Below are 25,817 nucleotides of genomic sequence, written 5' to 3'. Positions count from 1 at the left end.
GGACCAAAGGAAACCCCATGTCCAACGACTCCACCTACGACTATCTCATTGTCGGCGCCGGTTCTGCCGGCTGCGTACTGGCCAACCGCCTGAGCGCCGACCCGGCCGTGCGCGTCTGCCTGCTGGAAGCCGGTGGCAGCGACGCCAGCCCGCGCGTGCAGACCCCGGCCGGCACCATCACGCTGTACAAGAGCAAGGTGTTCAGCTGGAACTTCTACTCCGCGCCGCAGCAGCGCCTGAACAACCGCTCGCTGCATTGCCCGCGTGGCAAGGCCCTGGGCGGCTCCAGCTCGATGAACAGCATGATCTACATCCGCGGCCACGCCTCCGACTACGACCGTTGGGAGGCCGAAGGCTGCCCCGGTTGGGGCTGGAAGGACGTGCTGCCGTTCTTCAAGAAATCCGAACGCAACCTGCTCGGCCAGGACCCGGCGCTGCACGGCACCCTCGGTGAGCTGGTGGTGGACAAGCCGCGCGACCCCAACCCGCTGTCGCACCTGTTCATCAAGGCTGCCGCCCACTTGGGCCTGCGCCGCAACGATGACTTCAACGGCCGCGAATTCGAGGGCGTGGGCATCTACAACGTGACCCAGAAGGATGCCAAGCGCCTGAGCAGCTACCGCGCCTTCGTCGCGCCGTTGCAGCGCCCCAACCTCACCGTACTGACCGACCGCCAGGTCGGCCACCTGCTGCTCGAAGGCGAGCGCATCACCGGCCTCGAACTGCGCAGCGGCGAACGCCTGCTGGCGCGCCGCGAGGTGATCCTCACCGCCGGCGCCCTCGGCTCGCCGCAGATCCTGCTGGCTTCCGGCATCGGCCCGGCTGCCGAGCTGAAGGCCGCCGGCATCCCGGTGAAACACGACCTGCCGGGCGTGGGCAAGAACCTCCAGGACCATCTCGATGGCTTGGTCACCGTGCGCTCGCCGAGCCCGCTGAGCCTGGGCTTCTCCCTCGGCTCGCTGCCGCAGATCCTGCTCTCGCCGTTCAAGTACCTGCTGGCGAAGAAGGGCTGGCTGACCACCAACTACGTCGAGGCCGGTGGATTCGCGCGTACGCCGTTGGCCGATTCGCTGGCCGACGTGCAGTTCCACTTCGTGCCCGGCTATCGCAGCCACCGTGGCCGCCTGTTCGAGTGGGGCCATGGCTATGCCGTGCACACGTGCGTACTGCGTCCGAAAAGCATCGGCGAACTGCGTGTGAAGCCGGGTGGCGACATCGAGATCGACTACAACTTCCTCGCCAACGAGGAGGATGGCCGCGTGCTGGTGGAGGGCGTCAAGCTGGCGCGCAAGATCCTTGCCCAGCCGGAATTCGACAGTATCCGTGGTGCCGAGATGCTCCCCGGCCCGCAGGTACAGACCGATGAGCAACTGCTGGAGCACCTGCGCGAATACGCCTCCACCGTGTTCCACCCGGTGGGTACCTGCAAGATGGGTGAGGATGCGATGGCAGTGGTCGACCTGCGCCTGCGCGTGCACGGCCTGAAGGGCCTGCGCGTAGTGGACGCGTCGATCATGCCGACACTGATCAGCGGCAACACCAACGCGCCCTGCATCATGCTCGGCGAGCGCGCGGCGGCGATGATCCTGGAGGACAGCCGCGAGCATGCAGCGGCTCCCGCCCACGCCGTGCCAGCCTGATAGCGAAGTCGTAGGGCGAATAACCTGGAACAGGTTATCCGCCGGCTCTTTGCGGCGGATAACGCTGGCGCGTTATGCGTCCTACGGCTCTTCGTAGGAGCAATCTCGCTCCCACAGCCACCGGGAAACTCATTCGTAGGATGGGTGGAGCTTGCGATACCCATCAACGGCCCAACCGGCAATCGATGGGTATCGCAAGCTCCACGCCATCCTACGGTGTGCCACAGGCGTACTCCTGTGGATATCTGCCCCTACAGGCCCAGGTCGCTGAGCGACGGATGATCGTCCGGCCGGCGCCCCTGCGGCCAATGGAACAGGCGCTCGTCCGCGCTGATCGGCAGGTCGTTGATGCTGGCGTGGCGCTCGAACATCAGGCCGTTCTCGTCGAACGCCCAGTTCTCGTTGCCGTAGGAGCGGAACCAGTTGCCCGAGTCGTCGTGCCATTCATAGGCGAAGCGCACGGCGATGCGGTTGTCGGTGAAAGCCCAGAGCTCCTTGATCAGTCGGTATTCCTGCTCGCGCACCCACTTGGCGGTGAGGAACTGCACGATCTGCTCGCGGCCCTGGACGAAGGTCGCGCGGTTGCGCCAGCGGCTCTCCGGCGTATAGGCCAGCGAGACGCGGTGGGGATCGCGGCTGTTCCAGCCGTCCTCGGCGAGACGGACTTTCTGAATGGCGGTGTCGCGGGTGAAGGGCGGCAGAGGGGGGCGGGCTTCGCTCATGGTGGTCTCCTGGATTAGCGGGTGAGGAACCTGATGCCCATCCTCCACCCGGCCGGCGGATGGGTAAATGACGGTGATCCCACAGATATTGCCAAGTGCTCCTGAGAACGCTCCTGCTGCCGGTGTTACGCCGATCCCTCCCCCTGAAGGGAGAGGGGACCGTTCGGTGCAGGATGAAACCTGGGTGTCAGCCGGCTGGGACTACTCCCTCTCCCTTCAGGGAGAGGGCTGGGGAAAGGGGCTCTTGGCCACAGCTCCAGAATTGCCCGCCACCTTGCGCAACCCCACCCGATCCTGGCTCGGACATACGCCGAACTTCGCCCGATAGCTGCGTGACAGATACGAGGGCGTCTCGAAGCCGCAGGCCACGCCGATCTCCAGCACGCTCATGTCGGTCTGACGCAGCAGTTGCCGGGCCTTGTCCAGGCGCAGGCCCAGGTAGAAGTTCGATGGCGTGTCGTTCAGGTGCAGGCGGAACAGCCGTTCGAGCTGGCGCCGGGTCACCTGGATGCGCTCGGCCAGCTCCAGCGTGGTTAGCGGCGGCTCGGTATGCCGCTCCATTTCGCCGATCACCTGCACCAGCTTGCGGTTGGAAACGCCATAGCGACTGGCGACCTGCAGGCGCTGGTGATCCTGGCGGGTGCGGATGCGCCCGACCACGAATTGCTCCGATACCTGCACCGCCAGTTCCGGCCCGTGGGCCTGGGCGATCAGGTCGAGCATCAGGTCGATGGATGCGGTGCCGCCGGCGGAGGTGATGCGCGGTCCGTCGATCTCGAACAGTTCCTGGGTCGCCTGCACCTGTGGATAAGTCTCCCGGAAGGCGTCCAGCGCCTCCCAGTGCACTGTGCAGCGCTGGCGCTGCAGCAGGCCGGCCTCGGCCAGCACGAAGCTGCCGGTGTCGATGCCGCCCAGGGTCACGCCGTCGCGGTCCAGGCGCTTGAGCCAGTGCAGCAGTGCCGGGGTGCAGGCGCGCAGCGGTTCGAAGCCGGCCACCACGAGCAGCGTGTCGCCTTCGCGCAAGGCCTCCAGGCCGCTGTCGGCGTTCATTGACATGCCGTTGCTGGCCAGCACCGGCCCGCCGTCCAGGCTCATCAGGTGCCAGCGGTACAGCTCGCTGCGAAAGCGGTTGGCTACCCGCAGCGGCTCCACCGCGGAGACGAAGCCCATCACGGAAAAACCGGGCAACAGCAGGAACCAGAAGTCTTGGGACATGGCGAGTACCGTGCGATGGGAGGGCGGCGTCGTGGCAGCCTGCCCTTGCTTATGAACCATGGATGTCGCCCTGGCAATCGGGGAGGTCGCTGCTGTGCAAGAGCTGGTCGCCGCTGTGCGATTCTCCGGGGCGCCGCCTGGGTAATTTGTTCTTCAGCCCCCGTGAGGGCCATGACCTACAAAAACGATAACCAACGCCGCAAAGGCCTTGAGGGAGAAGTCATGAAGCTATCGATCCAAGCGCTCGGCTGTGCCGCGCTGATGCTCGTCGCCAGTACCAGCTGGGCCGCCGAGCCCGCCCAGTGCCAGAACGTGCGCATGGGCACGGTGAACTGGACCGACGTCGTGGCCAGCAGCGCCGTGGCCGAAGCCGTGCTCGACGGCCTGGGCTACAAGGTCAAGCAGACCAGCGCCTCGCAGCAGATCATCCTCGCCGGCATGGCCGACAAGCAGCTCGACGTCTTCCTCGGCTACTGGCAGCCCACCATGCAGCCGGTGGCCAAACCCTACCTCGACAAGCAGCAGATCGACGTCATCACCCCGCCGACCCTGCCCGACGCGCAGTCCACCTACGCCGTGCCGACCTACGTCTACGACGGCGGTCTGAAGACCTTCGCCGACATCGCCAAGTTCAAGGACAAGCTGGGCAACAAGATCTACCTGATCGAGCCCGGCAGCGGCTCCAACCGCATCACCGCGAAGATGATCGCCGACGACAAGTTCGGCCTGAAGGGCTTCCAGATCGTCGAGTCCAGCGAGGCCGGCATGCTCACCGCGGTCAAGCGCGCGATCAAGCGCAAGCAGTGGGTGGTGTTCTTCGGCTGGAAGCCGCACCCGATGAACCTGCAGATCGACATGAAGTACCTCACCGGCAGCGACGACGTGTTCGGCCCCGACGAAGGCTCCGCCACCGTCTCCATCATGACTGCCGGCGGCTACCAGGCGCAGTGCGGCAACGTCGCCAAGCTGCTGCACAACCTCAAGTTCAGCAGCGAGCAGGTCAGCCAGGTGATGGTGCCGATCCTCGACCGCAGCCAGCCGGTGGACGCCGCCAAGGCCTGGCTGAAACAGAACCCCGAGCCGCTCAAGGCCTGGCTTGACGGCGTGACCACCTTTGATGGCAAGGACGGCTTCGCCGCCGTCCAGGCTTCGCTCAAGTAACCCTCTCCCAGCAACTCCCTGCGCGTCGCCCGGCGCGCAGTGGGTTCGTTCGACCCGAAGAAGGACTGCCACCGTGAATTACGAAGTCATTGTCACCTGCGCGGTGACCGGCGCCGGCGACACCGTCGGCAAGCACCCGGCCATTCCCGTCACCCCCAAGGAAATCGCCGCCGCCGCCATCGAGGCTGCCAAGGCCGGCGCCACCGTCGCCCACTGCCACGTCCGCGACCCGCAGACCGGCAAGCCCAGCCGCGACGTGAACCTCTACCGCGAAGTGGTCGAGCGCATCCGCGAGAGCGACACCGACGTCATCATCAACCTCACCGCCGGCATGGGCGGCGACCTGCAGATCGGCCAGGGCGAGCAACCCCTGGAGTTCGGTGCCGGCACCGACCTGGTCGGCCCCCTGGAGCGCTTGAAGCACGTCGAGGAACTGCTGCCGGAAATCTGCACCCTGGACTGCGGCACCCTGAACTTCGGCGACGGCGACTTCATCTACGTCTCCACCCCCGCCCAGCTGCGCGCTGGCGCCAAGCGCATCACCGAGCTGGGTGTGAAGGCCGAGCTGGAGATCTTCGACACCGGCCACCTCTGGTTTGCCAAACAGATGCTCAAGGAAGGCCTGCTGGAAGACCCCCTGATCCAGATCTGCCTGGGCATCCCGTGGGGCGCCCCGGCGGACACCACCACCATGAAGGCCATGGCCGACAACATCCCCGACGGCCTGACCTGGGCCGGCTTCGGCATCGGCCGCTCGCAGATGCCCATGGTCGCCCAGGCGATGCTGCTGGGCGGCAACGTGCGGGTCGGCCTGGAAGACAACATCTGGCTCGACCGCGGCGTGCATGCCACGAACGGCCAACTGGTCGAACGCGCCATCGAGATCATCGAGCGCCTGGGCGGCCGTGCCCTGACCCCGGCCGAGGGGCGCAGGAAGATGAACCTCAAGCCGCGCTGATTTCACCGTACGAACTGACCGCCACGCCCTTCGTAGGAGCGAGCTTGCTCGCGAACAGAGTCAACCGGCCGCTCAAGAGCTGGGCGGGTTCGCGAGCAAGCTCGCTCCTACAGGTAATCCCCCATTCCTGCTGGAGCCATCCATGTCCTTCATTACCCAAATCAAAACCTTTGCCGCCCTCGGCAGCGGCGTCATCGGCAGCGGCTGGGTCGCCCGCGCCCTGGCCCATGGCCTCGACGTCGTGGCCTGGGACCCGGCACCCGGCGCCGAAGCCGCGCTGCGCGCGCGCATCGCCAATGCCTGGCCGGCGCTGGAAAAGGCCGGCCTCGCCCCTGGCGCTGCGCAGGATCGCCTGCGCTTCGTCGCCACCATCGAGGAGTGCGTGCGTGATGCCGACTTCATCCAGGAAAGCGCCCCCGAGCGCCTGGATCTGAAATGCGAACTGCACGCCAAGATCAGCGCCGCCGCCAAGCCCAACGCCCTGATCGGCTCCAGCACCTCGGGCCTGCTGCCCAGCGAGTTCTACGCCGACGCCACGCACCCCGAGCGCTGCGTGGTCGGACACCCGTTCAACCCGGTGTACCTGCTGCCGCTGGTGGAAGTGGTGGGCGGTGCGAAGACCGCGCCCGAAGCCGTGCAGGCCGCGATCCGGGTCTACGAATCCCTCGGCATGCGGCCGTTGCACGTGCGCAAGGAAGTCCCCGGCTTCATCGCCGACCGCCTGCTCGAAGCCCTCTGGCGCGAGGCGCTGCACCTGGTCAACGACGGCGTCGCCAGCACCGGCGAGATCGACGATGCGATTCGCTTCGGCGCCGGCCTGCGCTGGTCCTTCATGGGCACCTTCCTCACCTACACCCTGGCCGGCGGCAACGCCGGGATGCGTCACTTCATGGCCCAGTTCGGCCCGGCGCTGCAATTGCCCTGGACCTACCTGCCGGCCCCGGAACTGACCGAGACCCTGATCGACCGCGTGGTAGAAGGCACCAGCGAACAGCAGGGCAGCCGCAGCATCGCCGAGCTGGAGCGCTACCGCGACGATTGCCTGCTGGCAGTGCTCGGCGCCATCAAGGAAACCAAGTCGAAACACGGCTTCGCCTTCGCCGACTAACCTCACGGTTCACCACCTGCTCCGAACCACCCCCTCTCCCCCTGGGAGAGGGTTGGGGTGAGGGCATCACGGACGCGAAACCATGCACGCCCTGAAAACCTGCGAAACCCCCATCCTCGCCGAGTGGACCGACTACAACGGCCACCTGCGCGACGCCTTCTACCTGCTGCTGTTCAGCTACGCCACCGACGCCCTGATGGACCATCTGGGCCTCGACGCTGAGCATCGCGCCGCGACGCACGACTCCCTGTTCACCCTCGAAGTGCATCTCAACTACCTGCACGAGGTGAAGGAGGGCGAGAAGGTCGAAGTGCGCACCCAGTTGATCGCCCACGACCGCAAGCGCCTGCACGTTTTCCACAGCCTGCACCGCGCCGGCGAAGACCTCGCCCTGGCCGCCAGCGAGCAGATGCTGCTGCACGTGAATCTCGAGGGTGGTGCGCGTTCGGCACCCTTCGAAGGCGTGGTGCTCGAGCGCGTGCTGGCGCTGGCCGAAGCCCATCGTCCACTGCCGCGTCCAGACTACGTTGGCCGCGTCATCGGCCTGCCGGGCTGAGCGGCATGAACCGGCGCTATCCGCTGTCGGATGCGATGCAGGCCTTCGTCGCCGAGACGGAGGCTCACCCACTGGCTGGCCCGACGCTCGATGCCCAGCGGGAAAACTACGAGCGCATGGCGGCGGCGTTTGCGCCATCGGTTCCGCCGGGCCTGCGGGTCCGCGACATTCGCCCCGAAGGTCTGGTCGAGCTGCGTCTGTACGGGCCTGAAGGCGCGCCGCCGGCGAAAGGCTGGCCCACGGTGTTCTACATCCATGGTGGCGGCTGGGTGCTGGGCAGCGCCCGCAGCCACGACATGATCTGCATTCCCCTGGCTGCCGAGCTGGGCGCACTGGTGGTCGCCATCAGCTACCGGCTGGCGCCCGAGCACCCTTATCCCGCCGCCCTCAACGATTGCCTCGACACCTGGCGACGCATTCACCAGGACGGCCTCGGTGAGCCTGTGGACAAGTCCCGCATCGCTGTGGCCGGCGACAGCGGCGGCGCCAACCTCGCCGCCGCGCTTTGCCTGGCCCTGCGCGGCAGTGGTGAAGCACTGCCACTGAGCCAGGCGCTGATCTACCCCGCGCTGGGTAACCTCGACACCCCCTCGCGCACCACCTGCGCCGACGCGCCGCTGATGACCAGCGCCGCCGTCGACGACTACCTCGCCGCTTACCTTTCGCGCCCTGCCGACTGGCGTGACCCGCTGGCGCTGCCACTGTTGGCCGAGGACCTCGGCGGCCTGCCGCCGGCCTTCATCGCCGTCGCCCAGTTCGACCCGTTGCGCGACGACGGCGCGCTGTACCGCGACCGCCTGCGTGAAGCGGGCGTGGCCGTGGATTACTTCCCCGGAGCCGGCCTCGTCCATGGCTGCCTGCGCGCTCGTCGCGTGGCGGAAGTGGATGCCCTGCGCGGCGCCTTGATCGCGGCCCTGCGCCGCAGCCTGAGCTGACAAGGAGAAGAGCATGGAAACGACGCTGGAACGTCCCACCATCGCCGACTGGCGCACTTATCCACAGACCGCCGCGCTGACCTCGCTGCGTCCGCAGGCAGACCGCCTCGACCTGGTCTGGGACGACGGCCGGGTCAGCCCCTTCCATCACCAATGGCTGCGCGACAACTGCCCGTGCGGCGAATGCGTCTACGCGGTTACCCGTGAGCAGGTGCTGGAGATCATCGACGTGCCCGCCGACCTCGCCCCCGAGCGGGCCGCCATCGAACTGGGCTACCTGTGTGTGCACTGGAGCGATGGACACCGCAGCCAATTCGACCCGGGCTGGCTGCGTGCCCATGCCTATGACGATGACTCCCGCGCCGAACGCCTGGCCGCACATCAGACCACTCGCGTCTGGCGCCGCGACTTCGAAGTGCCGGTGTTCCAGCACGACCAGCTGATGGAGGACGACTCGGCGCTGCTGGAGTGGATGCTCGCGCTGCGCGACCTCGGCCTCAGTCGCGTGGATGGCGTGCCCACCGCACCCGGCTCGCTGCACCGCATCGCCCAGCGCATCGCCTTCATCCGCGAGACCAACTTCGGCGTGTTGTTCGACGTGAAGTCCAAGGCCGCCGCCGCCGACAGCAACGCCTATACCGCCTTCAACCTGCCGCTGCACACCGACCTGCCGACCCGCGAGCTGCAACCGGGCCTGCAATTCCTGCACTGCCTGGTGAACAACGCCGACGGCGGCGACAGCGTGTTCGTCGACGGTTTTGCCATCGCCCAGGCGCTGCGCGACGAAGCGCCGGAAGACTTCCGCACGCTCTGCGAGATGCCCATCGAATTCCGCAACAAGGACCGCCGCAGCGACTACCGTTGCCTGGCGCCGGTGATTGCGCTGGACGCGCGGGGCGAGATCAGCGAAATCCGCATCGCCAACTTCCTGCGCGGCCCCTTCGACGCACCGGCCGAGCGCATGGAGGCGCTGTACCACGCGTGGCGCGCCTTCCTCTCGCTGACCCGCGATCCGCGCTTCCGCCTGCAACAGAAGCTGCGTGCCGGGCAGATGTGGTGCTTCGACAACCGCCGCACCCTGCACGCCCGCACCGCGTTCGACCCGGCCAGCGGCGAACGGCACCTGCAGGGTTGCTACATCGACCGCGACGAACTGCTGTCGCGCATCCTGGTGTTGCAGCGCGGGCGTTGACCTTTCCGGTCTGGGCCAGGCGTTGTAGGAGCGAGCTGCTCGCGAACCGCCCAGCGATGGAGTCGCCGGATAGCCTGTTCGCGAGCAAGCTCGCTCCTACCCTTTCGCTTTCACCTGGACAAAAAAATCCCCTGCGGCGCCCGACGCGCGGCAGGGGACAAATCGAGCCGATTCGGGCTCTCAGTGTGCGAGGCCCTGCAACCGGCGCCGGTGCCGGTTGCGGGGTATGGAATCCAGTCTGCGCGTCGTGCCGCCGTCTCGGTTAGCCGAAAACGACCTGCGCTTGCCCGCCGCGGACATTCTGTCGGACAGGTGCTTGCCGCGCTCCTCGGGGCTTACCAGAATCGATGCAGACCCCTGCCGCTCCCAAGGAGACCCGCGATGATGCACGCCGACCTGATCGACCAGGACGATTTCCGCGAACGCCTGCAAGCGCTGGGTTTCGCCGTGCCGCCGGGCATCACCGCCGAGCAGGCCTGCGAGTACGCTGTGCGCGGCCTGACGCCGGAGCGTTCGCTGGCGCTGCGCCACCTGGTGGAGGAAATGCTCGCTGGAAACGCGACCCTGCTGCCCGCCGTGCGCGAGGCGATCTCCCGGCAGTTGCTGCCGGCGTTGGTGCCCAAGCCCTTGTGATCGCTCAGTGCAGGTCGGCGGCTACTTCCAGCGGGATGAGCGGGAAGCTGTCGCCAATGGGGTCGCCCAGCAGGGCCAGGTAGCGTCGGCCCTGGTCTTCCACCGTGACCTTTCGGCCCGCGTCCAGCGGCAGGGTCGGACAAAGCACGCGTAGCTCGTTCGCCTCGGGCAGCAGCAGGGCATGGCGGGGAGCACTTTCCTGCAGCTTGCTGCGCAGGCTGAGGCGGCAGGGACGCGGCTGCGAGGATAGCCAGCGACCGCGCAACTCATAGTGATCGCCGCCGAGCAGGTGGAGGCTTTCCACTTTTGCCAGCTGCCAGGAACTCCTGGGAGAAAGGCGGATGCCGAGCAGTTCGCCGACCGCAGGCGGGGGGGAGTCTTCCCAGCGTCCACTGAAGTGCTGGCCTGTCGTACGAGGCTGTACCAGTGGCAGGACGGGTGGAAGATTGGGTTTGAGTGCGGGGCGGCTGAATTCGATGTCCTGCGAGTGCGCGACCACTTCGTCCAACCCGCCACGGCCGCCGGAGTGCTGGGACCAGACATCGCTCGCTTCTTGCTGGCGTTCGAAGTGGCGTGCGTCGAGTTGGGTGTCGTCCGTGATGCCAAGGTGCGCAAGCAGTGCCGGGAAGCCCAGGCAGATTTGCCAGGGCTCGGCGTCGGGCTCCGCCTCACTCCAGCAGGCAAGCAGGTGGGCATTGAGGTCGAAGGCTGCGCCACCCTCGCTGCTGGCGGTGAAGCGCTTGAGCATGTCCCGCAGTTCATCAAGCACCAGGGCGAGCCCGCCCTCACGGCCGGCGACGTCGGGATCAAGAAACGGATGGTCGTCTTCTCGCTCCAGTCGCCAGCGACTTCCAGGTCGTTCCGGTTGGACATGCACGACGGAGGCGAACACCTGGGTCGATTCGATCAGCGCCGGCAGGTATTGCGCGGGAATCTCCAGCGGCCGGGAGCCGGCGATGAGCAGGCAGTGCAGGTAGCCGCCGGCAATGGTCTGGCTCTGGGGTTCGAAAGCTTCGCCGTCATCGATGGGCAGGTGCTGGACTTCGAGCTTCAGGGCGCGCCCGTAGACCTGGTGCAGCAGGCTCCACAGTCCTGGCGGGGCGGAGTGATGGTTCTGCAGGCAGTTGCAGTGGATTTCCTGCAGGCTGCGCACCATGCGTTGCATCAGCAGGGCAGCGGTCTTGCGCTCGGCGCGGCGGGTGCGCAACAGGTACCAGTAGCCGCTGAGCAGCCGTCGGTGGAGGGCAAGGATGAGCTTTTCCGCCTTGTCCGCCCGCGCCTGTTCAAGGGCACTGGAGTGCTCGCCGAAGAGTTCGGTGAGGTGGCGGCTGACGTCGAAGATCTGTGGGCGCAGGCGTTCGAGTTGGCGCAGCAACTGGATGCCGGTCAGGCGCGAGTAGTCCAGTTCGATGGCCGTGCGGTACAGCTCCCGCGTTTGCTGGGCCAGGTAGTCGAGGGCGGTGTCCATGTGTCCCGTGATTCCGAAGGATGCTGGCGAGCCCTTCGGAGACTGCGGGATTCGGGACGGTTTGCGATTCAGACGAATCTGAATGATGGGGAGTCATGCGTCACAGGCATGAAAAAGGGAGGCCACGGGCCTCCCTTTTCGTTTCCCGGCAACTCGGGCTCAGAGCACCCGTACGCTGGCGAAGGTGGATTCACCCTGGGCCTGGCTGAGGGCCGAGATGGCCGAGGAGTTGGGCATGAGGGCGAGGTCCTGCGGGATAGGCATGACCATGACCGGCTGGCCGATGGGCTGGCCCTGGCGCTCGTCGCGCGGTGGGATGCCGAAGTATTCGCGGTAGCACTTGGAGAAGTGCGGCGTGGAGACGAAGCCGCAGACCGAGGCGACCTCGATGATCGACATCGACGTCTGCTTGAGCAACTGGCGCGCGCGGATCAGGCGCAGCTTCAGGTAGTAGCGCGACGGCGAGCAGTGCAGGTACTTCTGGAACAGGCGCTCGAGCTGGCGGCGCGAGACGTTGACGTAGACCGCCAGTTCGTCGAGGTCGATGGGCTCCTCGAGGTTGGCTTCCATCAGCGCGACGATTTCCTGCAGCTTGGGCTGGTTGGTGCCGAGCATGTGCTTGAGGGGCACGCGCTGGTGGTCCTGCTCGTTGCGGATGCGCTCGTAGATGAACATCTCGGAGATTGCCGCCGACAGCTCGCGGCCGTGCTCGCGGCCGATCAGGTGCAGCATCATGTCCATCGGCGCGGTGCCGCCGGAGGAGGTGAAGCGGTTGCGGTCGATGGAGAACAGGCGGGTGCTCATGGCGACGCGGGGGAAGGCTTCCTGCATGGCGGCCAGGCATTCCCAGTGCACCGAGCAGTCGTAGCCGTCGAGCAGGCCGGCGCGGGCCAGGGCCCAGCTGCCGGTGCACACGGCGCCGAGCTTGCGACCCAGGCGCGCCTGGGCCTGGAGGAAGGTGGTGTGTTCGCGGGTGACGCTGCGCTGGATACCGACGCCGCCGACCACGATCAGCGTGTCCATTTGCGGGGCGCTGTCGCAGGCCGCGTCAGGGGTGATCTGCAAGCCGTCGCTGGCCCAGACCTGGCGGCCGTCGAGGCTCAGGGTGTGCCAGCGGTAGAGTTCGCGTCCGGAGAGCTGGTTGGCCATGCGCAGCGGTTCCACCGCGGAGGCCAGGGAGATCAGGGTGAAGTTGTCCAGCAGCAGGAAGCCGATGGACTGCGGAGCTCGGTTTTGCGGGGGAACTCCGGGGTTGAACGCGTTCATTCAGTCACCTCACGCTAGTCACAGTCGCCTCGCTGGAGGCGTTTCTTATGCTTGTTCTTCTGTCGGGAAATTCGCTCCGGGATCGCCCGGGGCTATTCCTCTGATTGCTCGCTACCCAATAGCAAGGCAAATGCCGTGCCTAGGTTGAATGGGCGTTCAATTAAAAAAGAAAACGGCATGGGAATGCCGTTTTTGCAGGCCCGGATTGCGACGCCTCGAAGGTCGCAAATACGCATGGATCGTGGCCTGGGGTTTTTGGTAGCACTCGCCGGTCACGCGACTGGCGGTGCTGTGCCCGGAACGGTAACGCCCTGTGTGTCGTCGGGACGGGTGTTCCGTTTGCGCCATCGGGGGGCGCGCCGAAAGGCGCGTGGTCGATTGCGGGTCAGCACTCGATGATGCTGACGGCCAATCCGCCGCGCGAGGTTTCCTTGTACTTGTCGTGCATGTCGGCACCGGTGTTGCGCATGGTGCGGATCACCTGGTCGAGGCTGATGAAATGCTGGCCGTCACCGCGCAGGGCCATTTGCGCGGCGTTGATGGCCTTCACCGCGGCGATGGCGTTGCGCTCGATGCAGGGCACCTGGACGAGACCGCCGACCGGGTCGCAGGTCAGCCCGAGGTTGTGCTCCAGGCCGATCTCCGCGGCGTTCTCCACCTGTTCGGGGGAGGCACCGAGCACTTCGGCGAGGCCCGCGGCGGCCATCGCGCAGGCTGAGCCGACTTCGCCCTGGCAGCCGACCTCGGCGCCAGAGATAGAGGCGTTCTTCTTGCACAGGATGCCGACGGCGGCGGCAGCCAGGAAGTAGCGGGTGACGTCGTCGTCGCTGGCATCGGGGTTGAAGCGCATGTAGTAGTGCAACACCGCCGGGATGATGCCGGCCGCGCCGTTGGTGGGCGCGGTGACCATGCGCCCGCCGGCGGCGTTTTCCTCGTTCACCGCGAGGGCGAAGAGGTTGACCCATTCCATGGCGGAGAGGGTCGAGCCGATGACGTTGGGCTTGCCGATGTCCTGCAGGCTGCGGTGCAGGCGTGCGGCGCGGCGTTGCACGTTGAGGCCGCCGGGGAGGATGCCTTCCTGGCTCAGGCCGTTGTTCACGCAGTCGCGCATGGCCTGCCAGATGACCTTGAGGCCTTCGCGGATGTCGGTTTCGCTGCGCCACATGCGCTCGTTGGCCAACATCAGCTCGGACACGCGCAGGTTGTGGCGGCGGCAGAGCATGAGCAGTTCGGCGGCGCTGGCGAAGTCGTAGGGCAGCACGGTGCTGTCGGTATCGAGGCTGCCGGAGGCGGCCTGTTCCTCGTCGACCACGAAGCCGCCGCCGATGGAGTAGTAGGTGTCGCTGTGCAGCACGTGGTCGCCTTCGATGGCGGTCAGGCGCATGGCGTTGGGGTGGTAGGGCAGGTTCTCCTCGAGCAGGCGCATGTCGCGGACCCAGTCGAAGGGGATCGCACGGCTGCCGGCCAGCAGCAGTTCGCCGGACTCACGCAGCGCGGCCATGCGCGGTTCGATCTGGCGCGGGTCGATGCGGTCCGGCCATTCGCCCATCAGGCCCATGATCACGGCACGGTCAGTGCCGTGGCCGACGCCGGTGGCGGACAGCGAGCCGTACAGGCGCACTTCCACGCGGTGTGTACGTTCGAGCATCTGCCGTTCGCGCAGGGCGCCGACGAACAGCGCGGCGGCGCGCATGGGGCCGACCGTGTGCGAACTGGAAGGGCCGATACCGATCTTGAACAGGTCGAACACACTGATTGCCATGCCGGACTCCGGGCGAGCTGCACGTCCATGGGGAGGGGGATAGGCACGTCCCTGTGCCCGCGATGCCCGGCCATCATCGACTCAAGTTCGGCGCCGGCTGCGTCCATCGGCGACGCAGCCGTATCCAATAACGCCGCCTGCGCATCCCGTCGGTGCAGGGCGCCAGGCCTCCTGTTCCGGGGCCGACGAAAGCTTGCCTCTTTACGACGCGAGCGCTGCGAACCACGACCGGTCGATAGGCGCAGGCGGTTGCGCTGTTCCATGATCCGCCACCGACGAACGGCCACGTTCGCCCGTATCCACCCCCATTCTCCGCAGTCAGAGGCTGGTCTCATGAAGAGTCTTGTGTCGTCGCTGTTGGCGTTATCCGTGGTACTACCGGGCGCCGTGCGCGCCGCCGAACCTGAATCCTGCACCGTGGTGCGCTTCGCCGATGTCGGCTGGACCGACATCACCGTGACCACCGCGGTGACCCGCCTGGTGCTCAGTCACCAGGGCTACCGCACGCAAGTGGTCCGGCTGTCGGTGCCGGACACCTACAAGGCGATGTCGGAGAAGAAGGTCGATGTGTTCCTCGGCAACTGGATGCCGAGCATGGCGAACGACATCAAGCCTTTCGCCGACAAGGGCCAGGTGGAAACGGTGGGTGCCAACCTCGAGGGCGCCAAGTACACCCTCGCGGTACCGCGCTACGCGTATGAGGCGGGCCTGAAGACTTTTGCCGATATCGCAAAATTCAAGGAACAGCTGGGTGGACGCCTCTACGGCATCGAGCCGGGCAACGACGGCAACCAGCTGATCCAGAAGATGATCAAGGAAAAAGCCTTCGGCCTGGGCGACTTCAAACTGGTGGAATCCAGCGAGGCGGACATGCTGGCCTACGTCAAGCGAGCCGGGGCCTTGAAGCAACCCATCGTGTTCCTGGGCTGGGAGCCGCATCCGATGAATACCCGAATCCAAATGAACTATCTGGAGGGAGGGGATTCCTACTTCGGTCCCAATTATGGCGGTGCGACGGTCTTCACCAACGTCAGAGCAGGCTATCTTCAGGAGTGCCCGAATGTCGCGCGGCTGCTGAAGAACCTGAAATTCGACCTGGCGATGGAGAACCAGCTGATGGATGCGGTGCTCAACGAGCGACGCAATCCCCGCCAGGCCGCCAAGAGTTGGCTGAAGGCCAACCCGCAGGTGCTCGACGGCTGGCTGCAGGGTGTCGCTCCCAGCACATCGGGCGTGGCGCCAGGGGGCCAGAAAACCGCCGCCATGGAATGATCCGGGCCTCTGGAAGTCGCTGGAACCGGGCCTTTCCACTGGATGCGACATGGCTGGTGCTGAATACGACTTCGCCTGCACTGGATGCGACCCACCCGGTAGGCGACGAAATTTTCCTGCTCCATGATCGTTTACGAAATGACAACAAAAGGACCTGCGCCCCGAGGTCCCACTCATAATTCAGACCGCCGCGCCCCACTGTGGGCAGCGCCGGCGCCCCACCCCGCAGAGGAGTACGCTCATGAATGGTTGCAAGTCTTTGCTGCTGGCTGCTGTGTCCGTTTGCGCACCGCTGGCGGTTCAGGCCGCTGAACCTGAGTCGTGCGGCACGGTACGCTTCTCCGACGTCGGCTGGACCGACATCACCGTGACCACCGCTACTACCCGTCAGGTGCTCGAGTCGCTTGGCTACACCACCAAGGTCACCATGTTGTCCGTGCCGGTGACCTACAAGTCGCTGGCGAACAAGGACCTCGACGTGTTCCTCGGCAACTGGATGCCGAGCATGGCCAACGACATCAAGCCCTACGCCGACAACGGTTCGGTGGAGACGGTGAAAGCCAACCTCGAGGGCGCCAAGTACACCCTGGCCGTCACCCAGGCCGCTTACGACGGCGGGCTGAAGTCCTTCGCCGACATCGCCAAGTACGCCGACAAGCTGGGCAACAAGATCTACGGCATCGAGCCGGGCAACGACGGCAATCGCCTGGTCCAGGGCATGCTGGACAAGAACCAGTTCGACCTGGGCAAGTTCAAGCTGGTGGAGTCCAGCGAAGCCGGCATGCTCTCGCAGGTTGGCCGCGCCGACCGCCGCAACCAGTGGATCGTGTTCCTGGGTTGGGAACCGCATCCGATGAACACCCGCTTCAAGATGAAGTACCTCGAAGGTGGTGATGACGTGTTCGGCCCCAACTACGGCGGCGCGACCATCTACACCAACGTGCGCAAGGGTTACACCCAGGAATGTCCGAACGTCGGCAAGCTGCTGAGCAATCAGACCTTCACCCTGGACATGGAAAACAAACTCATGGACGCCGTGCTCAACGGGGGCAAGAAGCCCGAAGAGGCGGCCAAAGCCTGGTTGAAGGACCATCCGGAACTGCTCGACGCCTGGCTCGCCGGCGTGACCACCCGTGACGGCAAACCGGCCTTGGCGGCAGCCAAGGTGGCATTCGCGAAGTAATTGCCGTTGGCCGATTCCTCAAGCTTCTGATGGGCCCGCATTATGTTTCTGACTGACCACAAGCTACCGCTGGGCGAGCATATCGCCGCCTTCGTCGACTGGCTCACGCAACATGGCGCGTCGGTGTTCGACAAGATTTCCGACACTCTCGAGTTCCTCATCCACGGCGTCACCAACAGCCTGCTCTGGTTCAACCCGCTGGCGCTGATCGCGCTGATGGTCTTCCTGGTGTTCTACATCCAGCGCAGCTGGGGCCTGGCGGCATTCGCCCTGGCCTCGCTGCTGCTGATCCTCAACCTGGGGTACTGGCAGGAGACCATGGAGACCCTGGCGCAGGTGATCTTCGCCACGGTGGTGTGTATCGCCATCGGGGTGCCGCTGGGCATCCTGGCGGCGCACAAGCCCTGGTTCTACACAGGACTCAGGCCGCTGCTGGACCTGATGCAGACGGTGCCCACCTTCGTCTACCTGATCCCCACCCTGACGCTGTTCGGCCTGGGTGTGGTTCCAGGCCTGATCTCCACGGTGATCTTCGCCATCGCCGCGCCCATCCGCCTGACCTGCCTGGGTATCCAGGACGTGCCGGCGGAGCTGATGGACGCCGGCAAGGCCTTCGGCTGCTCGCGCTGGCAACTGCTGACGCGCATCGAGCTGCCGCACGCCATGCCGAGCATCGGTGCGGGGATCACCCAATGCATCATGTTGTCGCTGTCGATGGTGGTTATCGCCGCGCTGGTGGGTGCGGACGGCCTCGGCAAGCCGGTGGTCAACGCGCTCAACACCGCGGATATTTCCCTCGGCTTCGAGGCCGGTCTGGCCATCGTCCTGCTCGCCATCCTGCTTGACCGGGTGTGCAAGCAACGTTCGCTGCGGGGGAGGTAAGCACTATGTCGGCGATTCGATTCGAACATGTGGATGTGATTTTCGGCACCCACACCAAGGAAGCGCTCAAGCTGCTGGACCAGGGCCTGGGTCGCGAGGAAATCCTCAAGCGCACCGGCCAGGTGCTGGGTGTCGAGGATGCCTGCCTGGACGTCGACCGCGGCGAAATCTGCGTGATGATGGGCCTGTCGGGCTCGGGCAAGTCCAGCCTGCTGCGCTGCATCAACGGCCTCAACCGGGTCAGCCGCGGCAAGCTGCTGATCGAGCACGAAGGCCAGCAGGTGGACATCGCCAACTGCTCGCCGGCGGCGCTCAAGACCATGCGTACCAAGCGCATCGCCATGGTGTTCCAGAAGTTCGCGCTGATGCCCTGGCTGACCGTGGCCGAGAACATCGGCTTCGGCCTGGAAATGCAGGGCCGCCCGGCCAACGAACGGAAGAAGGTGATCGACGAGAAGCTGGAACTGGTCGGCCTGTCGCAATGGCGCGACAAGCGTCCGGATTCACTTTCTGGCGGCATGCAGCAGCGCGTCGGCCTGGCCCGCGCGCTGGCAATGGATGGCGACATCCTGCTGATGGACGAACCCTTCTCCGCGCTGGACCCGCTGATCCGCCAGCAGCTGCAGGACGAGCTGCTGGTGCTGCAACGGCAGCTGCACAAGACCATCGTCTTCGTCAGCCATGACCTGGACGAGGCGCTGAAGATCGGCACGCGCATCGCGATCATGAAGGACGGCCGCATCATCCAGCACGGCAAGCCCGAGGAAATCGTGCTCAGCCCGGCGGACGACTACGTGCGCACCTTCGTCGCTCACACCAACCCGCTCAACGTGCTGTGCGGCTCCAGCCTGATGCGTGGCCTGGACCAGTGCCGCCGCCAGGCCGACGAGGTGTGCTTCGACCAGGGCCGCGACTGCTGGCTGGGCCTGACCGAATCGAACCAGATCAAGACCGCGCGCCAGGGCAGCAACATCATCGACCTGCAGCAATGGCGCCCGGGCGACCCGGTGGAGAAGCTCAAGCACGAGCCGACCCTGGTGGACGTCAACATCCGCATGCGCGACGCGCTGCAGATTCGCTACCAGACCGGCCACAAGCTGGTGCTGCAGGAGCAGAGCCGCGTGGTCGGCGTGCTCGGCGACAGCGAGCTGTACCACGCGCTGCTGGGCAAGAACCTGGGCTGATTCTCGCCTGAATCAAGAACGCCGGCTCCCTGTGAGGGGAGCCGGCGTTTTTGTTGGGGCTGCGTCCGCGCTGGAGCGCACTTGTTGGATGGGTGGAGCGCAGCGATACCCATGCGGTGGTTGCACGCCAATTGATGGGTATCGCTGCGCTCCACGCCATCCTACGGACTACCCGGATGGCTCGGGGCTGTCAGTGCTTGAGGTCCGCCAGCCCCTTGAGCAGCGCCTCGTGGAAGCGCTTCGGGTCCTGGATCTGCGGCGCGTGGCCCATGTCGTCGAACTCCACCAGGGTGGCGTTGGGGATGGCCTTGGCAGTCGCCTTGCCCAGTTCGGCGTAGTTGCCCAGCTTGGGTTTGAGCTCGGCCGGGGCGATGTCCTTGCCGATCGCGGTGTTGTCCTTGGTGCCGATCAGCAGCAGGGTCGGCATCTTCAGCTGGCCGAATTCGTAGACCACCGGCTGGGTGAAGATCATGTCGTAGAGCAGCGCCGAGTTCCACGCCACGCGCTCGTGACCGGCACCGTTGAACAGGCCGGCGAGCATGTTCACCCACTTGTCGTACTCGGGTTTCCACTGGCCGGCGTAGTAGGTCGCCTGCTCGTACTGGCGGATGCTCTCGGCGCTGGTCTTCAGCTCGCGCTCGTACCACTGGTCGGGGGTGCGGTAGGGCACGCCGAGGGCTTTCCAGTCTTCCAGGCCGATGGGGTTGACCATCGCCAGCTGCTCGACCTGTTGCGGGTACATCAGTGCGTAGCGGGTGGCGAGCATGCCGCCGGTGGAGTGGCCCAGCAGGGTGATCTTGCCGATCTTCAGGTGCTCCAGCAGGGCATGGGTGTTGGTCGCCAGCTGCTGGAAGCTGTACTGGTAGCGCTCGGGCTTGGTGGATTTGCAGAAACCGATCTGGTCCGGCGCGACCACGCGGTAGCCGGCGTCGCTCAGGGCAGCGATGGTGGTTTCCCAGGTGCCGGCGCAGAAATTCTTGCCGTGCAGCAGCACCACGGTGCGGCCGTTGGGCTGCTTCTTGGGCTTCACGTCGATGTAGGCCATGTGCATGTGGTGGCCCTGGGACGCGAAGCTGTAGTGACCGACCGGGTAGGAGTAGTTGAAGCGCTCCAGTTCCGGGCCGTAGGTGGGTTTGGATTCGGCGGCGTGCAGTGGCAGGGCGGCGGCCAACAGCAAGGCGGGTAGCCAGCGTCGGGACATCGGGGAGCTCTCCTGGTGGTGGGGCACGGGTCAGACTGCGGGAAACGCCATAGGTTGGCAGATTTCCGGACGCGCTGCCGCATGCAACGGTATCGAGATTGTAGGAGCGAGGGGGGAAGGCACCGTCGACAAGCTGGAATCGTAGGATGGCGTGGAGCGTAGCGATACCCATCGATTGCGGACACCAGCTGCATGGGTATCGCTGCGCTCCACCCATCCTGCAAAGCAAGGGTCAGGCAGCGCTGGCGTCGCCGGTCAGCCAGTCGATGAACAGCGAGAACAGCTCCGCCTGGGAGTTGATCGCCAGCTTGGTGTAGAGGTGCTTGCGGTGCATGCGCACGGTTTCAGGGGAGATATCCAGCACCCGCGCACTGGACTTCACCGAATGCCCGCGTAGCAGCAGGTGGGCGATTTCCCGTTCGCGCTCGGTGAGCCGGTCGGCGCCGAAATTCATGAAGGCGGCGCGGATGTGCCGGTTCAGCGGCGCCTGGTCGTCCTGCACGCTGACTTTCACGCCGCGCCCGGCCAGCAGCAGGTCCAGCCCGCCATTGCGCTCGAACTGGCGGAACAGCTCACGCACCAGCGGCAGGGCGGTGGCCAGCAGGTCCAGCTGGGTTTCGCTGAAGCGCGCGCCGCTCTCGCCCTGGTACAGGCACAGCGAGACCTTGCGCGCTTCGCCCAGGTCGATGATGAAGTGGCAGTCCTCGGTGCAGCCGAACTTGAGGTAGTAGGTCTTGTAGTACTCGCTGGCGAAGAAGTCGTCCGGGGCGATGTCGGCCAGCGGATAGAAACCTTCGGTGAGGCCGTCTTCCATGGCCAGGCAGAAGGGGTCCAGCAGGTAGCCGCGGGCGTAGTAGCGGTCGACCAGCGCTTCGTGGTGTTCCGGGTGGACGCCGCGCTGGTACAGCGGTTGCGGCGGCTGGCCGCGCTGTTCCAGGCCGAGCATCACCGACTCCACCGGCACCAGGCAGCCCAGGGCGTCGGCCAGGCGTTCGACGAAGACGACTTCGCCGACGCTGGCCAAGGCGCGCGCCAGCCCTGCATGCCAGGCATGCAGGGCCGGTGCGTCGGACGTTTCGCTCAGTGCCTGAGATTCGCTCATGTCCGGCAGCATAAAGGGCTGCCGGGGTGTAGGCAAAATCCTCGGATCGATCATCAGTGCCCCGCGTAATCACCGCTGCGCTGAAGGTCTTCGGCAGCCTCCAGGATCGACTCGCGCAGCTTGTCGACGATCTCGTCGACCTGCTCACGGGTGATGGTCAACGGCGGCGACATCACGTTCAGGTGCACGATCGGCCGCACCAGCAGGCCCTTGGCCTGGGCACGCAGGTGAATCTTTTCGCCGATGTTCAGCTCCTCGGGGAAGAGCGCCTTGCTGCGCTTGTCGGCGACGAACTCGACGCAGGCCATCAGCTTCTGGCAACGCACGCTGCCTACCAGCGGCAGGCCGGCCAGTTCCTGCAGACGCTGCTCCAGGTAGCCGCCGACGTCCTTCACGTGCTCAAGAAGGTTCTCACGCTCGATGATCTCGATGTTCTTCAGCGCCGAGACGCAGCTCACCGGGTGCCCGCTGTAGGTGAAGCCGTGGGCGAAGCAGCGGCCCTTGTCGGCCTCGCCGATCACCTTCCAGATGCGGTCGGAGAAGATGCACGCGCCCAGCGGCAGGTAGCCGGAGGTCAGGCCCTTGGCGGTGGTGATGATGTCCGGCTGCATACCGAACACGTCTTCGGAGGCGAAGAAGGCGCCGAGACGGCCAAACGAGGTCACCACCTCGTCGGCGACGTAGAGCACGTCGTATTGCTGGCAGACCTGCCACATGCGCTGGTGGTAGCCCTTGGGCGGAATGATCACGCCGCCCGAGCCCATGATCGGCTCGGCGAAGAAGGCGGCGACCTTGTCTTCGCCCAGTTCGAGAATCTTGTCTTCGAATTCCTTCACCAGGAAATCGAGGAAGTCTCCTTCTGTCATCCCTTCCGGGGCGCGGTAGGGGTTGGGGCAGGAAATGTGGTGGATGACGTCCTTGAGGAAGTCGAACTCGGCCGGGTGGTCGGCGACCTTGCCGCCCAGGGACATGGTGAGGAAGGTCGAGCCGTGGTAGGCGTTGACGCGGCTGATGATGTGCTTCTTCTCATGCTTGCCGCGGCAGTTCTGGTAGTACTGGATCAGGCGGTAGGCGGTGTCCACTGCGGTGGAGCCGCCGGTGGTGAGGAACACGTGGTCGAGGTCGCCCGGCGCCAGTTCCGCGAGCTTCTCGCAGAGCTGGATGGCGGTGACGTTGGCCATGTCGCAGAAGGGATTGGAGTAGGCCAGCTGGCGCACCTGCTCCGCGATGGCGTCAGCCATTTCCGCGCGGCCCAGGCCGATGTTGGTGCACCACATGCCGCCCACGGCGTCCAGGTAGCGATTGCCCTTGGTGTCGTAGATGTAGGCGCCCTCGCCGGCGGCGATGTTCAGCGCACCGTTGACCCGGTGGTCGTCGAACACGTGGTAGCCGTGCATGTAGTGGGCTTTGTCGGCGGCGACCAGCTGCTCGTCGTTGAACTGGGCGAAGTAGGCTGGGGTGGTGGTGGTCATCGTCTGTACCTCGGACTTTCGGTTATTCGTGGTGGGGAGAGCCTTCTCCCCGTGCCCCGGCGCTCAGACCGGGGCATGTGGTTGGCGATCCATCAGGTCCCGGTCTTCACCGCGTTCCAGGTACGGGTGATCAGGCGGGTTGCCTTGGGGTTCTGCACTTTCTGGGTGAACAGCCGGGCGCGGGTTTCGGCGTCGGGGTAGATCGCCGGGTCGTTGCGTACCTCGGCGGCCAGCAGCGGGGTGGCGGCGGCGTTGCTCGAGGCGTAGCGGATGTAGTCGGCGACGCCGGCGGCGACCTTCGGCTGCAGCATGTATTCGATGAACTTGTGGGCGTTTGCCACGTGCGGCGCGTCGGCCGGGATGTAGAAGTCGTCGAACCAGATCAGCGAGCCTTCCTTGGGCACGAAGTAGCCCAGCTTGACCTTGGCGCCGGCTTCGTCGGCGCGGGCCTGGGCGGTGGCGTAGTCGCCGGACCAGGTCATCGCCATGCACTGGTCGCCGTTGGCCAGGCCGTTCAGGTAGCTGGTGGAGTCGAACTTGCGGATGTACGGGCGGATCGATTGCAGCAGGTCCTGAGCGGCCTTCAGGTCCTCGGGCAGCGCGCTGTTGGGGTCGCGCTTGAGGTAGGTCAGGGCCAGCGGGATCACGTCGGTTGGGGAGTCGATGATGGTCACCCCGCAATCGGCGAATTTCGACACGATCTTCGGATCGAACAGCATCGCCAGCGAGCCGATGGGCGCGTCGGGCATGCGCTGCTTGATCTTGTCGATGTTGTAGGTGATGCCGTTGCTGCCCCAGGTGTAGGGCGCCGAATACTTCACACCCGGATCGTAGTGGTCCAGGTGCTTGAGCACGTCCGCATCGAGGTTGTTCCAGCTGGGCAGCTTGGTCTTGTCCAGCGGCTGGAATACGCCCGCCTTGAGCAGCGGCGGCACCAGGGCGGCGTTGAGCACCACCAGGTCGTAGCCCGAGCGGCCGGGCAGCAGTTTGCCCTGCACGGTCTCGTAGGAATCGAAGGTGTCGTAGACCACCTTGATTCCGGTTTCCTTCTCGAAATCGGCGATGGTGTGTTCGCCGATGTAGTCGGTCCAGTTGTACAGCCGCAGCGTCTTCGCACCTTCGGCTTCCTCCCCGTGACCCAGTGCCGGCAAGGTCGCCAGCGCCGCGCTGAGTACTGCTGCGAGCGTTTTCTGCATGTCAGTCCCACCTTTGGTTTTCTTATGAATTGGAGTTGTCGCGGATGAAGCCACTCTCGACCAGGGGCGGTGCCCGGACCATTCCCCGAACGGGTAGGTACTGGCGCCTAATCGAACAATCGTTCAGATTGGCCACCTGAAACCTGAGGAGCCAGGCATGAACGAGGAAGTCCGCTTTACCCGGCTGGAGCCGGAGCAGCGCAAGGCGTTGCTGATCGAGGCCACCCTCGCGTGCCTGAAACGCCATGGCTTCCAGGGAGCCTCCATACGCAAGATCTGCGCCGAGGCCGGGGTTTCGGTGGGGCTGATCAACCACCACTATTCGGGCAAGGACGAACTGGTCGCCGAGGCGTACCTGACTGTCACTGGGCGGGTCATGCAGTTGTTGCGCGAGTCCATCGCCGAAGCGGCGCCCGACGCGCGTGCGCGACTGTCGGCGTTCTTTCGCGCCTCGTTCTGCGCCGAACTGCTCGACCCGCAACTGCTGGATGCCTGGCTGGCGTTCTGGGGCGCGGTGAAGACGGCCGAGGAAATCAACAAGGCCCACGACCATTCCTACGGCGAGTACCGCGCGTTGCTGGCGCAGGCGCTGAACGAGCTGGCGACGGAGCAGGATTGGGCCGACTTCGATGCCGAGCTGGCCGCCATCGCCCTTAGCGCCTTGCTCGACGGCCTGTGGCTGGAGTCCGGTCTGAATCCCAATACCTTCACCCCGGAGCAGGGCGTGCAGATCTGCGAAGCCTGGGTGGATGGCCTCCAGTACGGCGGTCGGCAGCGCTTCTGTCGGGCGTCGGGAGTCTGTTGATCGATTGTTCAGCGGGCGGTAACCTGCCGCCATCTGCAGGACAGTTCCTACAGCTCTACCTCCACGCATAACAAGAATGGCCCCGCCACGAGCGGTGGCCTCAGCAGGGTATTGCGATGACTTCCCGTGTACTGATCGTCGACGACGATCCGGTGATTCGCGAGCTCCTCCAGGCTTACCTCGGCGAGGAAGGCTATGACGTGCTTTGCGCCGGCACCGCCGAACAGGCCGAGGCAACGCTCGTCGAAGCCGAGCAGGCCGAGCAGCCCGTCGACCTGGTGATGCTCGACATCCGCCTGCCCGGCAAGGACGGCCTGACCCTGACCCGCGAGCTGCGCGTGCGCTCGGAGGTCGGCATCATCCTGATCACCGGGCGCAACGATGACATCGACCGTATCGTCGGCCTGGAATGCGGCGCCGACGATTACGTGATCAAGCCGCTCAACCCGCGTGAACTGGTATCCCGCGCGAAGAACCTGATTCGCCGCGTGCGCCACGCGCGCCAACCTGCCGCCACAGCCGCGCCGGGCAGCCGGCAGCACCACAAGCGCTTCGCCCACTGGACGCTGGACCCGGACCGCCGCCGCCTGATCGACCGCGATGGCAGCGAAACCCCGCTGACCCACGGTGAATTCCAGCTGCTCGGCGTGTTCCTGCGCAACACCGGCCACACCCTGAGCCGTGACCAGTTGATGGACCAGATCCGCAACCGCGAGTGGCTGCCCAACGATCGCTCCATCGACGTGCTGGTCGGCCGCCTGCGCCGCAAGCTGCGCGATGACCCGGCCGAGCCGGAGCTGATCATCACCATTCACGGCGCGGGATACCTGTTCACCGCCACGCCCGCCGACGCCTGAATGCATCTTGCCGTGAGCGTGTTGCAACGATTCTTCAGCCTCGCGCG

The 25,817-nt window shown here is 65.6% G+C and carries 23 protein-coding genes; 14 read left to right on the top strand and 9 right to left on the bottom strand.

All coding sequences use genetic code 11. The features are described from left to right. Positions 1-17: 17 nt before the first annotated feature. Positions 18-1,640 carry a GMC family oxidoreductase gene (locus ACKI1H_RS04680; RefSeq protein ID WP_440467776.1) on the top strand — a complete coding sequence of 541 codons (1,623 nt, stop codon included), beginning with the start codon at positions 18-20 and terminating at the stop codon, positions 1,638-1,640. A gap of 251 nt (positions 1,641-1,891) precedes the next feature. Here the strand turns inward: ACKI1H_RS04680 and ACKI1H_RS04675 are convergent, their stop codons facing one another. Continuing rightward, positions 1,892-2,362, bottom strand: a complete 471-nt coding sequence (locus ACKI1H_RS04675) for a nuclear transport factor 2 family protein (RefSeq protein ID WP_440467775.1) — start codon at positions 2,360-2,362, stop codon at positions 1,892-1,894. Between the two features lie 216 nt (positions 2,363-2,578). Continuing rightward, a complete protein-coding gene (locus ACKI1H_RS04670; RefSeq protein ID WP_440467774.1) occupies positions 2,579-3,577 on the bottom strand; it encodes a GlxA family transcriptional regulator in 999 nt (332 codons plus the stop codon). Positions 3,578-3,799: 222 nt separating this feature from the next. On the opposite strand from ACKI1H_RS04670, the gene ACKI1H_RS04665 reads away from it, so the two are divergent. From ACKI1H_RS04665 to ACKI1H_RS04635, 7 genes are all read left to right on the top strand, one after another. Beyond that, positions 3,800-4,738, top strand: a complete 939-nt coding sequence (locus ACKI1H_RS04665) for a choline ABC transporter substrate-binding protein (RefSeq protein ID WP_440467773.1) — start codon at positions 3,800-3,802, stop codon at positions 4,736-4,738. 73 nt (positions 4,739-4,811) lie between these two features. Continuing rightward, positions 4,812-5,696: a 3-keto-5-aminohexanoate cleavage protein gene (locus ACKI1H_RS04660; RefSeq protein WP_440467772.1), complete on the top strand. Its 885-nt coding sequence runs from the start codon at positions 4,812-4,814 to the stop codon at positions 5,694-5,696. Between the two features lie 142 nt (positions 5,697-5,838). Next, positions 5,839-6,804 carry an L-carnitine dehydrogenase gene (locus tag ACKI1H_RS04655; RefSeq protein ID WP_440467771.1) on the top strand — a complete coding sequence of 322 codons (966 nt, stop codon included), beginning with the start codon at positions 5,839-5,841 and terminating at the stop codon, positions 6,802-6,804. 82 nt (positions 6,805-6,886) lie between these two features. Beyond that, positions 6,887-7,360: a thioesterase family protein gene (locus tag ACKI1H_RS04650; RefSeq protein ID WP_138523395.1), complete on the top strand. Its 474-nt coding sequence runs from the start codon at positions 6,887-6,889 to the stop codon at positions 7,358-7,360. Positions 7,361-7,365: 5 nt separating this feature from the next. Beyond that, positions 7,366-8,295 carry an alpha/beta hydrolase fold domain-containing protein gene (locus ACKI1H_RS04645; RefSeq protein ID WP_440467770.1) on the top strand — a complete coding sequence of 310 codons (930 nt, stop codon included), beginning with the start codon at positions 7,366-7,368 and terminating at the stop codon, positions 8,293-8,295. 13 nt (positions 8,296-8,308) lie between these two features. Next, entirely contained in the window at positions 8,309-9,487 is a 1,179-nt protein-coding gene (locus tag ACKI1H_RS04640) for a gamma-butyrobetaine dioxygenase (protein WP_138523391.1), read from the top strand. A gap of 381 nt (positions 9,488-9,868) precedes the next feature. Further along, positions 9,869-10,120, top strand: a complete 252-nt coding sequence (locus tag ACKI1H_RS04635; protein ID WP_138523389.1) for a hypothetical protein — start codon at positions 9,869-9,871, stop codon at positions 10,118-10,120. A gap of 4 nt (positions 10,121-10,124) precedes the next feature. Here the strand turns inward: ACKI1H_RS04635 and ACKI1H_RS04630 are convergent, their stop codons facing one another. The 3 genes from ACKI1H_RS04630 to ACKI1H_RS04620 all read right to left on the bottom strand — a co-directional run bounded on the left by ACKI1H_RS04630 (position 10,125) and on the right by ACKI1H_RS04620 (position 14,616). After that, complete coding sequence (locus tag ACKI1H_RS04630) at positions 10,125-11,588, bottom strand: hypothetical protein (protein WP_440467769.1); 1,464 nt, start codon at positions 11,586-11,588, stop codon at positions 10,125-10,127. 159 nt (positions 11,589-11,747) lie between these two features. Then, positions 11,748-12,854 carry a GlxA family transcriptional regulator gene (locus ACKI1H_RS04625; protein ID WP_024766695.1) on the bottom strand — a complete coding sequence of 369 codons (1,107 nt, stop codon included), beginning with the start codon at positions 12,852-12,854 and terminating at the stop codon, positions 11,748-11,750. A gap of 385 nt (positions 12,855-13,239) precedes the next feature. After that, the gene (locus tag ACKI1H_RS04620) at positions 13,240-14,616 is read right to left on the bottom strand and encodes an L-serine ammonia-lyase (RefSeq protein WP_440467768.1); all 1,377 of its coding nucleotides are present in this window, start codon (positions 14,614-14,616) and stop codon (positions 13,240-13,242) included. Positions 14,617-14,949: 333 nt separating this feature from the next. Between ACKI1H_RS04620 and ACKI1H_RS04615 the strand changes: the two genes are divergently transcribed. The 4 genes from ACKI1H_RS04615 (at position 14,950) to choV (ending at position 19,137) form a co-directional block, all read left to right on the top strand. Then, entirely contained in the window at positions 14,950-15,888 is a 939-nt protein-coding gene (locus tag ACKI1H_RS04615) for a choline ABC transporter substrate-binding protein (RefSeq protein WP_440467767.1), read from the top strand. 241 nt (positions 15,889-16,129) lie between these two features. After that, positions 16,130-17,071 carry a choline ABC transporter substrate-binding protein gene (locus ACKI1H_RS04610; protein ID WP_440467766.1) on the top strand — a complete coding sequence of 314 codons (942 nt, stop codon included), beginning with the start codon at positions 16,130-16,132 and terminating at the stop codon, positions 17,069-17,071. A gap of 42 nt (positions 17,072-17,113) precedes the next feature. Beyond that, positions 17,114-17,953, top strand: a complete 840-nt coding sequence (gene choW / locus ACKI1H_RS04605) for a choline ABC transporter permease subunit (RefSeq protein WP_138523379.1) — start codon at positions 17,114-17,116, stop codon at positions 17,951-17,953. A 5-nt stretch (positions 17,954-17,958) separates the two neighbouring features. Continuing rightward, a complete protein-coding gene (gene choV / locus ACKI1H_RS04600) occupies positions 17,959-19,137 on the top strand; it encodes a choline ABC transporter ATP-binding protein (protein WP_138523377.1) in 1,179 nt (392 codons plus the stop codon). Positions 19,138-19,327: 190 nt separating this feature from the next. Here choV and ACKI1H_RS04595 read toward each other — a convergent pair whose 3' ends face one another. The 4 genes from ACKI1H_RS04595 to ACKI1H_RS04580 all read right to left on the bottom strand — a co-directional run bounded on the left by ACKI1H_RS04595 (position 19,328) and on the right by ACKI1H_RS04580 (position 24,108). After that, positions 19,328-20,338, bottom strand: coding sequence for an alpha/beta fold hydrolase (locus tag ACKI1H_RS04595; protein ID WP_138523375.1), 1,011 nt, complete (start codon positions 20,336-20,338; stop codon positions 19,328-19,330). Positions 20,339-20,570: 232 nt separating this feature from the next. Beyond that, on the bottom strand, positions 20,571-21,440 hold the full coding sequence (locus ACKI1H_RS04590; protein WP_138523373.1) for a helix-turn-helix transcriptional regulator: 870 nt from the start codon (positions 21,438-21,440) through the stop codon (positions 20,571-20,573). 53 nt (positions 21,441-21,493) lie between these two features. Then, a complete protein-coding gene (locus ACKI1H_RS04585) occupies positions 21,494-22,912 on the bottom strand; it encodes an aminotransferase (RefSeq protein WP_440467765.1) in 1,419 nt (472 codons plus the stop codon). Positions 22,913-23,004: 92 nt separating this feature from the next. Next, positions 23,005-24,108, bottom strand: coding sequence for a polyamine ABC transporter substrate-binding protein (locus ACKI1H_RS04580; protein ID WP_440467764.1), 1,104 nt, complete (start codon positions 24,106-24,108; stop codon positions 23,005-23,007). Between the two features lie 157 nt (positions 24,109-24,265). Between ACKI1H_RS04580 and ACKI1H_RS04575 the strand changes: the two genes are divergently transcribed. Next, a complete protein-coding gene (locus ACKI1H_RS04575) occupies positions 24,266-24,913 on the top strand; it encodes a TetR family transcriptional regulator C-terminal domain-containing protein (protein ID WP_138523367.1) in 648 nt (215 codons plus the stop codon). Positions 24,914-25,023: 110 nt separating this feature from the next. After that, positions 25,024-25,770, top strand: coding sequence for a response regulator (locus ACKI1H_RS04570; protein ID WP_138523365.1), 747 nt, complete (start codon positions 25,024-25,026; stop codon positions 25,768-25,770). Positions 25,771-25,817: the final 47 nt, after the last annotated feature.

The organism is Pseudomonas sp. YH-1, from assembly GCF_051990045.1.
Taxonomy (GTDB): Bacteria; Pseudomonadota; Gammaproteobacteria; order Pseudomonadales; family Pseudomonadaceae; genus Pseudomonas; species Pseudomonas nicosulfuronedens.
Note: the sequence above shows the minus strand (reverse complement) of the source record. Positions and strands in the feature narration are given on the sequence as shown.